12 protein-coding genes are annotated in these 14412 nt (G+C 39.3%); all 12 read right to left on the bottom strand.

The features are described from left to right. Positions 1-3: 3 nt before the first annotated feature. Entirely contained in the window at positions 4-1713 is a 1710-nt protein-coding gene (locus QBE53_04590) for an iron ABC transporter permease (protein ID WZL82387.1), read from the bottom strand. A 60-nt stretch (positions 1714-1773) separates the two neighbouring features. Next, complete coding sequence (locus QBE53_04585; GenBank protein WZL82386.1) at positions 1774-2886, bottom strand: ABC transporter substrate-binding protein; 1113 nt, start codon at positions 2884-2886, stop codon at positions 1774-1776. A gap of 143 nt (positions 2887-3029) precedes the next feature. After that, entirely contained in the window at positions 3030-4811 is a 1782-nt protein-coding gene (locus QBE53_04580) for a glycoside hydrolase family 2 TIM barrel-domain containing protein (protein ID WZL82385.1), read from the bottom strand. Positions 4812-4850: 39 nt separating this feature from the next. Continuing rightward, on the bottom strand, positions 4851-5693 hold the full coding sequence (locus QBE53_04575) for a carbohydrate ABC transporter permease (GenBank protein ID WZL82384.1): 843 nt from the start codon (positions 5691-5693) through the stop codon (positions 4851-4853). Beyond that, positions 5690-6583, bottom strand: coding sequence for a sugar ABC transporter permease (locus QBE53_04570; GenBank protein ID WZL82383.1), 894 nt, complete (start codon positions 6581-6583; stop codon positions 5690-5692). Before QBE53_04570 ends, QBE53_04575 begins: the two co-directional genes overlap by 4 nt. Positions 6584-6639: 56 nt before the next feature. Then, positions 6640-8043, bottom strand: a complete 1404-nt coding sequence (locus QBE53_04565; protein ID WZL82382.1) for an extracellular solute-binding protein — start codon at positions 8041-8043, stop codon at positions 6640-6642. Between the two features lie 246 nt (positions 8044-8289). Beyond that, a complete protein-coding gene (locus tag QBE53_04560; GenBank protein WZL82381.1) occupies positions 8290-9216 on the bottom strand; it encodes a helix-turn-helix domain-containing protein in 927 nt (308 codons plus the stop codon). A 15-nt stretch (positions 9217-9231) separates the two neighbouring features. Continuing rightward, positions 9232-9573 (bottom strand): zinc ribbon domain-containing protein YjdM, encoded by a 342-nt coding sequence (locus QBE53_04555; GenBank protein WZL83263.1) that lies wholly within the window; start codon positions 9571-9573, stop codon positions 9232-9234. A 94-nt stretch (positions 9574-9667) separates the two neighbouring features. After that, positions 9668-11851, bottom strand: a complete 2184-nt coding sequence (gene katG, locus QBE53_04550) for a catalase/peroxidase HPI (GenBank protein WZL82380.1) — start codon at positions 11849-11851, stop codon at positions 9668-9670. A 73-nt stretch (positions 11852-11924) separates the two neighbouring features. Further along, positions 11925-12656, bottom strand: a complete 732-nt coding sequence (locus QBE53_04545; GenBank protein ID WZL82379.1) for an NAD-dependent protein deacylase — start codon at positions 12654-12656, stop codon at positions 11925-11927. Between the two features lie 32 nt (positions 12657-12688). Beyond that, positions 12689-13303 (bottom strand): TetR/AcrR family transcriptional regulator, encoded by a 615-nt coding sequence (locus QBE53_04540; GenBank protein WZL82378.1) that lies wholly within the window; start codon positions 13301-13303, stop codon positions 12689-12691. Positions 13304-13371: 68 nt separating this feature from the next. Continuing rightward, positions 13372-14409 carry an alcohol dehydrogenase catalytic domain-containing protein gene (locus tag QBE53_04535; GenBank protein WZL82377.1) on the bottom strand — a complete coding sequence of 346 codons (1038 nt, stop codon included), beginning with the start codon at positions 14407-14409 and terminating at the stop codon, positions 13372-13374. Positions 14410-14412: the final 3 nt, after the last annotated feature.

Raw genomic sequence — 14412 nt, 5'->3', positions numbered from 1 at the left:
CTCCTATAGTTTTATATCCTCTGCACTGGCTCCCATTTTCGTTAAAATAAACTTCATCAAGGCAATCCCTGTGCCAACAATGATAATAAGTAGTGTGGAATATACACTGGCAACGCCGATTCTACCTTGATCAATCTGGCTCATTGTCGCTACCGTCAACAGACTGTATTTTGCAGATACTAAGAAAATAATTGTACTGACCAGTGTCATACTTCTAGAAAAAGCATATACCAATCCACTGAAAAATGCCGGGCGAATCATTGGTAATGTAATCGATGTAAACACTTTTTTACTTGAAGCTCCAAGAACATTGGCAGCCTCTTCAATCGATGGATCGATTTGATGAAGTGAAGCAATCCCTGAGCGAATACCTACCGGCATCGAACGCATAATAAAGGCGATAATTAAGATTATCCCTGTCCCTGTTAAAACAATCGGTGGTTTATTATAGGTCAATACATATCCTAGTCCAATAACTGTACCGGGTATAGCAATCGATAGCATCGTTGTAAAATCAATATATCCACGTCCAATAAATTTTCTTCGAACAATTAGATATGCAATAACCATTGATAACACTCCCGTAATGGGTGTTGCAATTAAGGCTAAGCTCAGTGTATCTACAATAGGTTCTATTCCCAGATTAAATACATATTTAAAATGATTTAATGTAAACGAATAATCTACGCCCCATAACTTGATGAAGGATCCAATCGGAATAAGAATATACATCATACCGACAAAAATACTAATCAAAATAACAATGGCTGATAAAGGCTTGGTTATATACGGTTCATCGATAAGAACTCGTTCTCTTGATACTTTTCCAGTTACTGTAATATATGTCTTCTTCCCGATATAATATTTTTGAAAAAGGAAGGCGCATACTGAGATTAACAACAAAAGAATGGCTAACGCTGTCGCTCCACTCATATCTAAGCTTCCAATCCCCTGCATATAGATTTGGACTGCCATGGTCGTGTAATTGCCTCCAACAACCATTGGATTACCAAAGTCTGCAACCGATTGGATAAAAACAAGTAATCCGGCATTAGCAATTCCGGGTGCCATAAGAGGTAACGTAACTGTCTTAAAGACTTGCCACCTTGAAGCCCCAAGGTCTCTTGCCGCTTCCTCAACGGATGGATCGATACGTTGTAAAAGTCCAACCATAACCAAATAAGCTACCGGAAAAAAAGTTAATGTCTGTACTAAAACGAGCCCATGAAATCCATAGATTTCTGCATTTTGCATACCCAAGAGATTTCTCGTAATCAAGCCTGTTCGTCCAAAGAGCAAAATAGCTGAAAGCCCAATGACAAATGGCGGTGAGATAATCGGTAGAATTGCAATGGCATTCATGATTTTTTTGTTGGCAATCTTTACATAGGCTGATGCATAGGCAAAAATAAATCCTATGACGGTTGATAAGATACTGACTGTAACTCCGAGTTTTAATGTATTTAATATAATCTCTAAATTATATGAAAGTCGAAAAATCTTTTTATAGTGTTCCAGTGAGAACTGTCCATCTTTTAAAAAGCTTTCTTTTAATATATTGACTAACGGCATAACGATGAACAAGGTAACTACCGCTAGTACAATGAGAATGCTCACCACAAGAATAGGATCTGTAAAGACTTTTCGCATATTTTTCACTTCTGCCGCAAGGCGAAGTCCATATGTTTTTTCCACCTTCGTATTTTTTTTCAAAATAATCCTCCTTAAAGGTTGCACCCTATCAAGCCTTGCAGATAGGGTGCAACAAGCTTACTATTCTGTTGGTGGTTCACTTTTTGTCAGTTCAATAAATTTTTCTAAAAATTCTTCTCGGTTATCTGCTGCCCATTGAAACTTATAGTCGATGAGGTTAGCACCTTTAAGTGATTTTGCTTGTTCTGGCGGTTCCGCAGTATTGTTGGTTAAGAATTGGAACGAACCAACAGTTTTACCTAACTCTTGCGCTTCTTTTGACAAACTCCAATCCACAAACATTCTAGCTGCCTCTTGGTCCGGTCCACCTTTAATAATTCCAACAGCACCGATTTCATAACCTGTTCCATCTTCTGGCGCTGTAAAGATCAAATCCTTATATCCTTCTTCTTGATATTTAATCGCATCATGTAAAAACCCGATAGCAATCGGCGCTTCACCAAGACCTGCCATTCGTCCAGGTGCACTTCCTGATTTTGTGTATTGTCTGACTTGCTCATTAAATTTTTGAAGATATGCAAATCCTTCTTCTTCCCCTTTTAACTGTAAAATAGTCGCTAAAAAGTTATACGCCGTACTCGAAGACGCTGGATGTGCGATAACAATATTGCCTTTAAATTCAGGTTTTAATAGTTCATCCCATGTTGTCGGAAGCTCAAGATTATTGTCTTCAAGCCATGCTTGATTCCCTTCTATTCCAAGAATACCTGTATAAATACCTGTCCAAGCTCCTTCAGCGTCTTTAAACTGATCATCAATATTTTCACTTTCCGGAGAGCTATATTCCTCAAGCAGCCCTTCATTATCTGCCGCCATAAATGTTAACGCTCCACCACCATACCATATACTAGCTGATGGATTATCTTTTTCTGCTTTGATACGTGCAAAAATTTCTCCACCACTCATACGAACCATCTCTGTCTTAACCCCTGTTGCTTTTTCAAATTCTTTGACAGCTAATGCAGCGTGGTCTTCTTGAAGTCCTGCATATACTGTGAGTTTAAGATCTTTTTTCTCTGTCATCTCTTGGTCTTGTTCGTTGGTCGTCTCTTCTGCTTGCTCTGTTTCCCCCGATGTTGTTGCCCCTTGATCTTCCCCTGCCTCTTCACTACCGCATGCAGTTAAACTAAAGATTAACGCAACAACTAAAAACATAGATAATAACTTTTTCATTACAAAACCTCCTCTATATTCATTGATATTAACATCTTTAATCTTACGCCTAGTCTTCTATTTCAACAATCCCACAAAAAGACAAAAACATCACATAAAAAAACGGGTGCATATTCAATGCACACCGCTTTTAATTTTTGTTATTAATAATTATCCATTCTCCAATACCCTGTCTGCCGCTTATTTATTTCGCTAATTCGCTGCGGATCGACCTTAAAGTTTCTTTTGATGTCCATTAATCCATTGATTTCTTGCTGCACATCTGAAAGTTGCGTATAACAAAAACCACATATGTAAGGTGTCTTTTTTATCGCTTCTGTTATTTCTTCAAAGCGTTGAATGAAGTCTTTTTCTGTTGCTACTTTGTTGCCATATCCCCATCCCTTTTCGTCATTATCGAAGGCAATCCCCCCATACTCACTAATTAAAACCGGCTGTCCTTTGTAGCCATATCCATTAGCAAACGCTGATTTATGTCGACTATGGTACGTACGATTTTCGAGAATTTCCTGCTTGTATTCGTTGTAACGATTATAAAACACTTCTCCTGATTCTTCGTAATCATGTAACGTAATAATATCTGAAATCGTGTGTTCCCAACCATCATTCACAATCACCGGTCTGTAAGGGTCAAGTGTTTTTGTAAAGTAGTAGATAGCCTCTGTGAATTTTTGCTGCGTTGTATTGGTTTTAATATCTGCAATCCCCCATGATTCATTAAAAGGCGTCCACGTAATAATACTTGGATGATTATAGTTTTGCGTGACAATCTCCATCCATTCACCAGTCATACATTCAACTGCATAATCTGTAAAATGATATGCCGCCGGAAACTCACTCCAAACCAATAGCCCCTTCACATCACACCAATATAAAAATCGCTCATCTTCTGTCTTTTGATGTTTTCGCACTCCATTATAACCAAGCTCCAACGTCTTATCAATATCTTCAATTAGTGCCTCTTCGCTTGGAGGCGTTAAGTGAGATTTTTCCCAGTACCCTTGATCTAACAGTAATCTTTGATATAGGGGCTGCCCATTAAGTAGTACTTCACTATGTTCAATTCGAATCTCTCTCATACCAAAATATGAATCGACTTCATCAATAATCTTATCCCCTTGTATCAAGCGAATATTTAAGTCGTATAAGTTAGGTTCATTCGGCGACCATGTCTTTATTCCCCATTCACTCACCTCAAGAGATAGCACATTCAAATGCAGGGTTATATAATTATCAAAAACTTGAGCGGAAGATGTATTAACCAAAACACCGTCAAATTCTATACGCGTCTCTATTCTTAGCGGTTCTTCTCCTTTAATAAACTCAACTTCAAGTTCAATCTCTTTTTTTTCTAGGTCCGGTGTGATTTTTGTTTTTTTAATATGTTCACTGGACACACTCTCCAACCATACCGTTTTCCAAATCCCTGTCGTTTGAACATACCAACATCCATAATTGTATTTTTTCCATCGCTGCTTACCACGAGGTTGACGAACATCATATGTATCTTCAACTTTTACTACAAGAATATTCTCCCCTTCCTGGAGTGCGTGGGTAATATCAAATGAAAACCTCGCATATCCGCCCTGATGCTTGCCAATAAATTGCCCGTTGACCCACACCTTTGTAATATAGTCGCTCCCTTCAAAGTGCAATAGCTGTCGCTGCCTTGGCTTTTGTTCTTTTGAATATATGCTGCGTTGATACCAAACCACTTCATGAGGCTCTTGCGCGTTAATACCACTCAATTGAGTTTCATATGTAAAAGGTACCACAATCTTTAAATCACTGGATAAGCCATGATTCCACCCCTCTTGCTCACCTATATTTTGATCATCAAAAGCAAACAGCCATTCTCCGTTCAAACACTCCCACTGTGGTCTAACCATTTGTGGTCTAGGATAATCTTTGATATACGTCTTCATAATCGTTCCTCCGTAATAATATTTTAGTTCGTAGATTTTCTACCCTTTAACTCCAGTCATTGTAATTCCCTGAACAATTTGTTTTTCAAAAATGATATACAATACAATCATTGGTATGGATGCCACCATGTTAGCCGTCAATGGTTTCACATAATCAACGGTGTATGTACCTGCAAACGTTGGTATTCCAATTGGAAGCGTAAATTTTGAGCTGCTCATTGCACATAGCAATGGCCACAAATAATTATTCCAACTTCCTATAAATGCAAAAATGCTTACTGTCGACAAAACAGCTTTTGATAAAGGCAATACAATCTTAAAGAAAATGGTCATATGGTTGCCTCCATCTATTTTAACTGCTTCAATTAATTCGTTCGGTATATTGCGTAAAAATGTAACCATGATGATTAAATTCATAGAGCCTGCAATCGCAGGAAAAATCAACCCAGGATATGTATCAATTAAATCAAACCCATTGACGGTTATAAATAGGGGAACAATCGTTGCTTCTCCAGGCACCATTAGCCCCAGCAAAAAATAAAATAATAGCAAACGACTTCCTTTAAATTCAATTTTTGCAATTGCATAGGCTGCCATCGCCGACAAAAATACTGTAAGTACTGTCGCAACAACTGCAATAAACAAGCTATTAAACATCCAAAGCGGTACTTCACTATTAAGAATAATCTCCGGATAATTTTGCAATGTATATGGTGGTTTAAACCAGTCCCACACACTTAGGATTTGCCTTCCCTCTATCTGAAAAGACACCGCTAACGACCAAAGTATAGGTGCCAAAAATACCAGTGCAAACACACCTGAAACTATTGTCAACGCCGTATTTCCAACACGTCTTTTTTTTATGCCTGATGATTGCATCATACCTTTTCACTCCTTTTTTGCATAATTTGCTGAACAAGAGACAAAAGGACCAAAATCGCGAAAAGAACATACGACATCGATGCTGCATAACCCATTCGCCCTTTTGTAAATGCGGTCTCATAAATATATTGAATCATGGGACGTGTTGAAGAAGCCGGTCCTCCACCTGTTATGAGATAAATTTGTCCAAACACTTTAAAACACGCAATAAGCTGTAGCAATGACACCAAGTAGGTAGTAGGTTTTAACAAGGGAATAACAATAAAAAACAAACGTTGTCGGCCATTTGCACCATCGATTTCTGCAGATTCCAAAACTTGCGGTGAGATGTCTTGTAATGCTGACAAGTAAAGCATCATACTAAATCCAACGGTCCACCATACAGTCATTGATGTAATCGTCACCCAAACCAAGCTAGGGTCTTGTAGCCATTGCAGCTCTTGATTTGCAGGCAAAGAACCTATCGCATGTAAAAAACCATTAATAAAACCTCGGTACGGTGCAAACATATATTGTGCAATAAACGAGGCCACTGCAACGGACAACACACTAGGTAAATAATAACTGATACGAAGAATTTTTTTTAATCGCGATTCCCGATTAGCTAATAAAGCTAAAACAAGTGCTACTACTACCAATGCAGGTGCTGTGATTATAACGAATTTTAACGTATTGCTTAGCGCTCCTATAAAATTTTTATCCCCTAAAAAGCGCGAGTAATTTTCAAAGCCAACAAAACCTAACTTCCCCATCAAACTCCATCGATGAAAGCTAACATATATACCTTGAACAACGGGCCATATGGTAAAAACAGTATATAGTGCAAAAAAAGGAAATATAAATCCTATAGGCGTCAGATAAGCTCTGATTTTTTTCTTTTTAATCTCCATTCTTATGCTCCTTTTCTAAAAGAATAAGGGAGCATAAAACTCCCTTATCGTTTTATTTAGAATATGTTTGATGCAAGTTCACTATATAAATCATTGATTGCTGTCTCAACATCACTTTGCCCTGTCCAGTATGCATTAAGCGAATCAATCATCCCTGCTTTCATCGCATAAAAACTTGAGCTTTGAGGCGGAAGCACTGCTGTATTCAAAGCATTTTTGTAGTCACTTCGATAATCAAGCTCTGCATATTCTTGACTATTGACGACATTAATATTGGATGGAATCTGACCGGACTTTGCCCATGTTACGCCTCCATCCGATGCTGCTGCAACGATAAATCTAACCGCTTCAAGGGTTTCTTCATCTGTGCGTTCTTTTGAATACGGAATCATCATTATATGCGCATCTGCCCAGCACGCATCTTGGTCAAATAGCTTTGGAAAGTTTTGCGCACCAAAGTTTAAGCCATCTGTTTTTTCAAACGCTCCTGTTGCCCATGTTCCTCCAAACAAAATCCCCGCTTTTCCACTTTGGAAAAAGGCTTGATGGTCATCGATACCTTCAAGAACATATCCTTCTTCATACAAACGTTTAACAAATTCTGCCGCTTCCATAGCAACATTCTTATCTAAGGTCACTTCTGTTGCATCAGCACTAAGTATTGCTGTTCCGTTCATTTGAAAATAGGTCGCCCACCAAACACGATATGGATCATCTCCTGAATTTGTCAGCGCAAGGGCTGAAGAACCTTCTGGAATAACCGCTTTTATCTTATCTAAGATGGCAAGGAATGCATCAGCACTTTGAATATCCAACTTACCTTCCGCGTTTAACTCAACGCCTGCTTCGGCTAAGATATCTCTGTTATAATACATAATCTCTGCATGTGTATCTAATGGAACGCCATATGTCTGCTCGCTAAAGGTCACACTGTTGATAGACCCTTGTGTGTATAAATCTGACATCGAGATACCTATATCTTCTAGATAGCTATCAATAGGAACTACTGCGCCTTGTTCTACTAACTCAGGTAGTTTCGATGCATGTGCCACTCCAATATCCGGCCCTTTTCCTGCCGCCACTGCGGTTTGAAGCTTTGTATAGTAATCAGCCCATACCAGCATAATAGGTTGCACCTGCATAGTTGGTTGCGTGGCATTATAGTCTGTGATAATCTCATCCATAAATCCGCCGTCACCACCGCTAAACAAAGACCAAAAAACTAGATTACCTTCTTTTATTTCTACATTTTCAGGATTATTAACCGTCCCGTCCTCATTTACATCAGCATCATTTTCTGAGGTTTCATCTTGCGTCTTGGATGTATCTGATTCTGACGTTCCACTATCAACACTCGAATCATTCCCTGACGCATTTGTATCATTGCTTTGTGACCCACAACCTACGATGAATAACATAACGAATACTATTACTAAAAAAAACATACTTTTTTTCTTCATGTTGTCCTCCCTTTATTTACATTGTATGATATTGACAAGTGACCTATATCGCCGGCATATATAAACAATAATATTGTTTTTATATTTTATACATTAGTATAATTATACAATTAAGTCAAGTACATCTTTAATCTTTTTATGCTTTTACAACATTTTTTCACCTATTATTTTCTTTTTATTTATTTTTACAACAATTTTATTGTTATAATATTCTAAAAAAAGAGCCCAGCTTTCACTAGGCTCTTTTTAATACTCAATACTTAAAATCAAATCTTGCGCATAGTCACCGAATCTTTTTCCGAAGATATTAAATCCACCCACATATTGCGCATCGGCTTTATTGCCAATTTTGATTTCTATATATTCTTGCTCCATAATATTAAGTGCTTCAAAATCTAAAGAACGAATATGTTCGTTATTAATGTATATGCCATTTTCATTGACTTCCCAACTCACTAAGACACCATATTGTGTAGAGCCATCCGGCCATTTTGCCGGATTTAATCGACCACGTCTAGCACCATAGTCACTTGGACTTTGCCAATATCCGCAGTCAATTCCATTAACCCAAAGTGTAATATCCGACTTCCAACCCAACCGATAGTTTGGAGCCTCAGAACATATCTCCATCGTTAGATTTAGCCGCTTAGGTGTGTATTTTTTTGGCACTAAGTTTGGAAAACGATAGGTAATCACACCACCCGAGCTCCATAGTAACTGTGCATTCGCCCGTTGCGGAAGATAAAAACTACTTACGACATCTTCTGTTCCTATCACTCCGTCAATATCAGCTAAACCACATGTTGGAACAGCATCACAAGAACAAAAGGCGCCAACAGGCATTTCAACGCTAACGATTTCATCCACATTCCTGTCTTTACTTAACAGACTAATATTGATAAAATCGGGCTTTCGATGGCAAAGCTTTGTCTTGCCCCTAGTTCCCGGCAATTCTTCAAAACGAATCAATTGAGCTGCTTCCAATGTTCGAACATGCATCGCAGCACTCGAAGCCGGAATATCTAGTGCATTGGCAATTTCACCTATAATTAAGCTTTTTCCATACAGCAGCTTTAAAATTTCAATACGAATCGGTGACGACAATGCTTTCCCAACATTACATATGAGTTCTTGATCCTCCATATCCAGCTCTAAAAATTTTGACACCTTCATCCCTCCAAAAACTTTTTATGCTTTTTTAACGAATTCTGACTTTAACTTCATCGCGCCAAAACCATCGATTTTACAATCAATATTATGTCCATCTGGTGCATCTGGAACAAGGCGTATACTTTTTACTTTTGTCCCTTGTTTAATTGCAGATGAGCTTCCTTTAACTTTCAGATCCCGTATGACGGTCACCGCATCTCCATCACTAAGCAGATTGCCCTTCGCATCTTTAATCGCATCATCCGCTTCTTCTGATGCTGTCAAAGACCATTCGTAAGCACACTCCGGACATACCATAAGCATTCCGTCTTCATAGGTATACTCTGAGTTGCATTTTGGACAATTAGGTAAATTATTCATCATGTTCTCCTTACATTACATTCTTTTGATCAATCGCGTATATAATATACCCTTATCCTGTAACTGTCAAGTTCACCTAGCTTTTCATGTACCTTTAGCAAACATCAAAGCGGTCCGCCATCATGACTTTATCCCATACCTTTATAAAATCATTCACAAACTTTTCATGACCATCATCGCTAGCATAGACTTCACAAAAAGCTCGCAGCTGTGCATGGGAACCAAAAATCAAATCCACCCGTGACGCCATCCATTTTCTCTCTTCTGTGGTCCGATCCAAACCTTCAAACAACGTTTTTTCTTCATTCAAGGGCTTCCAAACCGTTCCCATATCTAACAAATTCACAAAAAAATCATTAGTCAACGTACCAATACGCTCTGTCAAAACACCAAAAGGTGCGTCCTCAAAGTTTGCTCCAAGTACTCTTAGTCCTGCAACGAGTACTGTCATTTCCGGAGCAGTTAATTTAAGCAATTGTGCTTTATCAATCAACACTTCTTCTGGACATCTCATCTTAGGATTTTCAACAAAATTGATGAATCCATCCGCCTTGGGTTCTAGCAGGTTAAATGTTTCAACATCCGTTTGTTCTTGGGTCGCATCTGTTCTTCCCGGAACAAAAGGCACCTCTTTGTTTAATCCCGCCTTTTCAGCTGCTATCTCAACAGCAACACATCCACCTAAAACAATCAGGTCCGCCATGGAAACTTTTTTGGTCGCATGTGACCTATCAAACTCTTCTTTTATACTTCTTAAGACATCAATCACCTGTTCCAAGTCCTCTGATTGATTCACACGCCAGCTTTTCTGAGGTTCTAGCAACAGTCTTGCCCCATTGGCTCCACCACGATAATCCGAACCTCTAAATGTCGATGCTGATGCCCATGCTGTCTTAATTAGCTGACCTACCTTAAGTCCACTTGATAGAATCTTCGCTTTTAAGATATCCACATCATCAACTTCAATTCCTTCATAATCCGCTACCGGAATCGGGTCTTGCCAAATAAGGTCTTCCTCTGGCACTTCCGGACCTAGGTACCTAGACTTCGGTCCCATATCTCTATGGGTCAGCTTAAACCACGCACGAGAAAATGCAGCTTCAAAAGCTTCGGGATGTTCATAAAAATATTTAGATATGGGTTTATAGACAGGATCCATACGCAAGGACATATCTGCCGTCGTCATAATCGGGGGTTGCTTATATCCTCCTTGGGCACTTGGGATATTATGAGCTTTTGGATCAGACGGCACCCACTGCCAGGCTCCTGCCGGACTTTTGACAAGATTCCAATCATAAGCGAACAAGGTCTCAAAATACCCCATATCCCACTTTGTCGGCGTTGAATTCCACGGTCCTTCAATCCCACTCGAGATTGTACTATCCCCTTTACCATCACCATAACTATTTTTCCAGCCTAATCCCATCTCTTCAAGTTCGCCAGCTTCAGGTTCTGGTCCTACATGACTGGGGCTGGCTGCTCCATGGCATTTTCCAAAAGTATGTCCACCAGCCACCAGAGCTACAGTTTCTTCATCATTCATCGCCATACGTGCAAACGTCTCACGCACATCTTGTCCTGAAGCAACCGCATTGGGTTCGCCATTAGGTCCTTCAGGATTCACATATATCAATCCCATCTGGACTGCAGCCAATGGATTTTCCAAGTCTCTATCACCTGAGTAACGCTTATCATCGAGCCATTTCTTTTCTGTTCCCCAATAGATATCATCTTCTGGTTCCCATATATCTTCACGACCACCCCCAAATCCAAACGTTTTTAGTCCCATGGATTCTAACGCACAGTTGCCGGCCAAAATCATCAAATCTGCCCAGGAGATGCACTTGCCGTATTTTTTCTTAATCGGCCAAAGAAGGCGTCGAGCTTTATCCAGATTGACATTATCCGGCCAACTATTGAGGGGTGCAAACCGTTGATTTCCTGTTCCACCACCACCTCGACCGTCACCAGCCCTGTAGGTCCCCGCACTATGCCAAGCCATACGGATAAACAATCCACCGTAGTGACCATAATCGGCAGGCCACCAATCTTGAGAATCTGTCATTAAAGCATAAAGATCTTTTTTTAAACTTTCATAGTCTAAGTGTTTAAACGCATCTGCATAACAAAAATCCTTGTCCATTGGGTTCACTTTTTCTGAATGCAGTTGTAAAATCTTGAGATTTAGCTGTTCGGGCCACCAGTCTTTATTTGTCGTACCTCTCGTGGGTCGAGTTCCTGTCGCTCCTGTTACGGGGCATCTTCCTTGTTCACTCATAACGCATCTCCTTTCATTGCTTTTAGATAATTGAATATCTTAATTATATCACAATAAAAGCGAGTGCTACATTTTATAGGTCTATTTCCTCAATCGTTTCACGCAAAATCTCACCGATACTTCCTCGAACACATAAATCAACCTTCGCATCATAAGGGGTCTCTTCCTTATTAATCAAGACTAAGTTGTTGCCTTGATAATAATTAATCAACCCAGCTGCTGGATATACCCTCAAAGACGTCCCGCCAACAATCAGCATATCTGCCGTGCGAATTGCTTCGATACTTTTTGATAATACCTGTTCATCTAAAGGTTCTTCATATAAAACAACATCCGGTTTAATCACATTCCCGCACAATGTGCATAACGGCACTCCACCCGCTTCTACCATCGTGGTCATATCATAGAATGCATGGCAATGGGTGCAATAGTTACGATGAATGGATCCATGGAGTTCATATACTGTTTGACTCCCTGCCATTTGATGCAATCCATCAATATTTTGTGTTATAACAGCCTTTAACTTTCCCATAGCTTCAAGCTTTGCCAATGTATTATGGGCTGCATTAGGTTTTGCATCTTTAAAAATCATATACTTACGATAGAAATCATAAAACACTTCTGGATGCTTATGAAAATATGTGTGCGATATAATCTGTTCCGGTGACACACCATACTCCTGAACAGTTTTATATATTCCATGTTCACTTCTAAAATCAGGGATATCACTCTCTGTTGATACTCCTGCACCTCCAAAAAACACAATAGCCTCAGCCGCTTTGATTCGATCACTAAATTCTTTCATTTAGACCATCCTCTCTATGAACAAACCTACTTTTACTCTTTCTTTAGGATAGACTCAAAAATCAATATCTCTACTTGTCGCTTATGAAAGGCAAGAAATTCCGGGGAACTGATGTCTCTATGAATAGAGTGCATAAACGTATGTTCTGTAATGATTGGTAACCACGCCATCGCCATGGCATTTAACCATAAAGAATATGTATCGATTTCCTCATGAAGCAACCCTTGTTTTTTGGCTTGTTCCAAATAGATATGACTCCAATGCATCACGTCAGGAAAATAACTGTGAATCCAATCTTGGCGGTTATCATCTAAGGATTCCCATATAATAATTTTACTTAAATATGGATTCTCAAAAGTATAGCCTATATGCCTGGATAATAAGTCTTTTAGCGCCTCTATGGTCACTTCACCTTCAAATGTCAAGTTGCTCACATAGTTTTTTTCATCTTCAATCAGACTGTCAATCAGCGTCTTGTATAGATTTTCTTTATTTTTGAAAAAATATGAAGGCGTCGTTCTCGATAAGCCACTTTTTTCGCCGATCTCGGATAGCGTTGTTCGGTGATATCCTTTTTTGGCAAAAATAATCTTCGCCGCATCTAAGATTTTTTTAATCGATGCTTCTGCATCTCTTTTTTTACTCATGGATAAACTAATCCCCTTCCGTCGTATTACTTACATTATAGCGGAAGGGGAGATTAACGTACAGTGATTTATGGTTTTATGATTATTTTCAACACTTCATTAGGATTATTGGCAAACAAATCAAAGGCTGCTTCTACATCATCAAGAGACATCTGATGGCTGATTAAAGGTTTTAAATCAAGTTCACCATTTGCCACATAGCCTAGCAATTCTTCGATTTTTGTCAAATCGCCTAAGCCCATACTAAAGGTAATATTCTTGAAAAAATGTAACGGATGAATAGCCACTGGGGCTTCAGGAATACCAACCATAAACAGGCGCCCTTCAACCGTTAATGCATTAAATCCTTGTTCTAAAGTGATGGCTAGACCCACAGCATCAATCACGACATCTACACCGACGCCTCCTGTGATCTTTGCCACTTCTTCTTCAACATTATCACGACCAACTAGCAATCCATGTGTCGCTCCTAGTTCCATTGCTTTTTGAAGACGTTGTTCGGATTTTTCAACAACAATAATGTTCTTAGGTTTTCTAAACTTAGCGGTAAGCACTGCTGATAAACCAACCGGTCCACACCCAAACACAAGCAGTGTCTCTCCTTCTTGTAAATTCATCTTGTGAATTCCTGTGTATCCAGTTGCAACGATATCGGAGATAAAGATAACTTCCTCATCCGATAAGTGCTGCGGAACATGAAGAAGACACGAATCTCCATGAGGTACACGCGTGTACTCAGCATGAGTTCCAGGAATATCGCCGCGGGTTACCCCACTGCCATGAATTCCTCCATGGAGACAATGGGCTACATTTCCTTTTTCGCAAGGACCACATTCCCCGCAAAATGGAGCTGGTGGTCCTATCACTCGGTCCCCCACCCGAAAGTTCTTCACGTCGTCTCCAACTTCTTCGATAATCCCTACATACTCATGTCCCAATACAAAGCCCGGTTGCGTAGGAATAACTCCATTTACAATATGAATATCACTCCCGCAGATGGTTGTTGAAGTCACTTTAATAATCACATCTGTCGAATTTTTTAGCTGTGGTTTTTCTACATCTTTAAGCTCAATTTTATTTAATTGTGGCATATATAATGCTCTCATCAA

This window comes from Vallitaleaceae bacterium 9-2 (genome assembly GCA_038396585.1).
Taxonomy (GTDB): domain Bacteria; phylum Bacillota; class Clostridia; order Lachnospirales; family Vallitaleaceae; genus UBA1351.
The sequence above is the reverse complement of the archived record's forward strand: the minus strand, read 5'-3'. Positions and strand labels throughout refer to the sequence as shown.

Excerpts from the sequence above, each read along its gene's own strand:
- QBE53_04585 (WZL82386.1), bottom strand. The coding sequence starts at position 2,886 with ATGAAAAAGTTATTATCTATGTTTTTAGTTGTTGCGTTAATCTTTAGT.
- QBE53_04580 (WZL82385.1), bottom strand. The coding sequence starts at position 4,811 with ATGAAGACGTATATCAAAGATTATCCTAGACCACAAATGGTTAGACCA.
- QBE53_04575 (WZL82384.1), bottom strand. The coding sequence starts at position 5,693 with ATGATGCAATCATCAGGCATAAAAAAAAGACGTGTTGGAAATACGGCG.
- QBE53_04570 (WZL82383.1), bottom strand. The coding sequence starts at position 6,583 with ATGGAGATTAAAAAGAAAAAAATCAGAGCTTATCTGACGCCTATAGGA.
- QBE53_04565 (WZL82382.1), bottom strand. The coding sequence starts at position 8,043 with ATGAAGAAAAAAAGTATGTTTTTTTTAGTAATAGTATTCGTTATGTTA.
- QBE53_04560 (WZL82381.1), bottom strand. The coding sequence starts at position 9,216 with ATGAAGGTGTCAAAATTTTTAGAGCTGGATATGGAGGATCAAGAACTC.
- QBE53_04555 (WZL83263.1), bottom strand. The coding sequence starts at position 9,573 with ATGAATAATTTACCTAATTGTCCAAAATGCAACTCAGAGTATACCTAT.
- katG (WZL82380.1), bottom strand. The coding sequence starts at position 11,851 with ATGAGTGAACAAGGAAGATGCCCCGTAACAGGAGCGACAGGAACTCGA.
- QBE53_04545 (WZL82379.1), bottom strand. The coding sequence starts at position 12,656 with ATGAAAGAATTTAGTGATCGAATCAAAGCGGCTGAGGCTATTGTGTTT.
- QBE53_04540 (WZL82378.1), bottom strand. The coding sequence starts at position 13,303 with ATGAGTAAAAAAAGAGATGCAGAAGCATCGATTAAAAAAATCTTAGAT.
- QBE53_04535 (WZL82377.1), bottom strand. The coding sequence starts at position 14,409 with ATGAGAGCATTATATATGCCACAATTAAATAAAATTGAGCTTAAAGAT.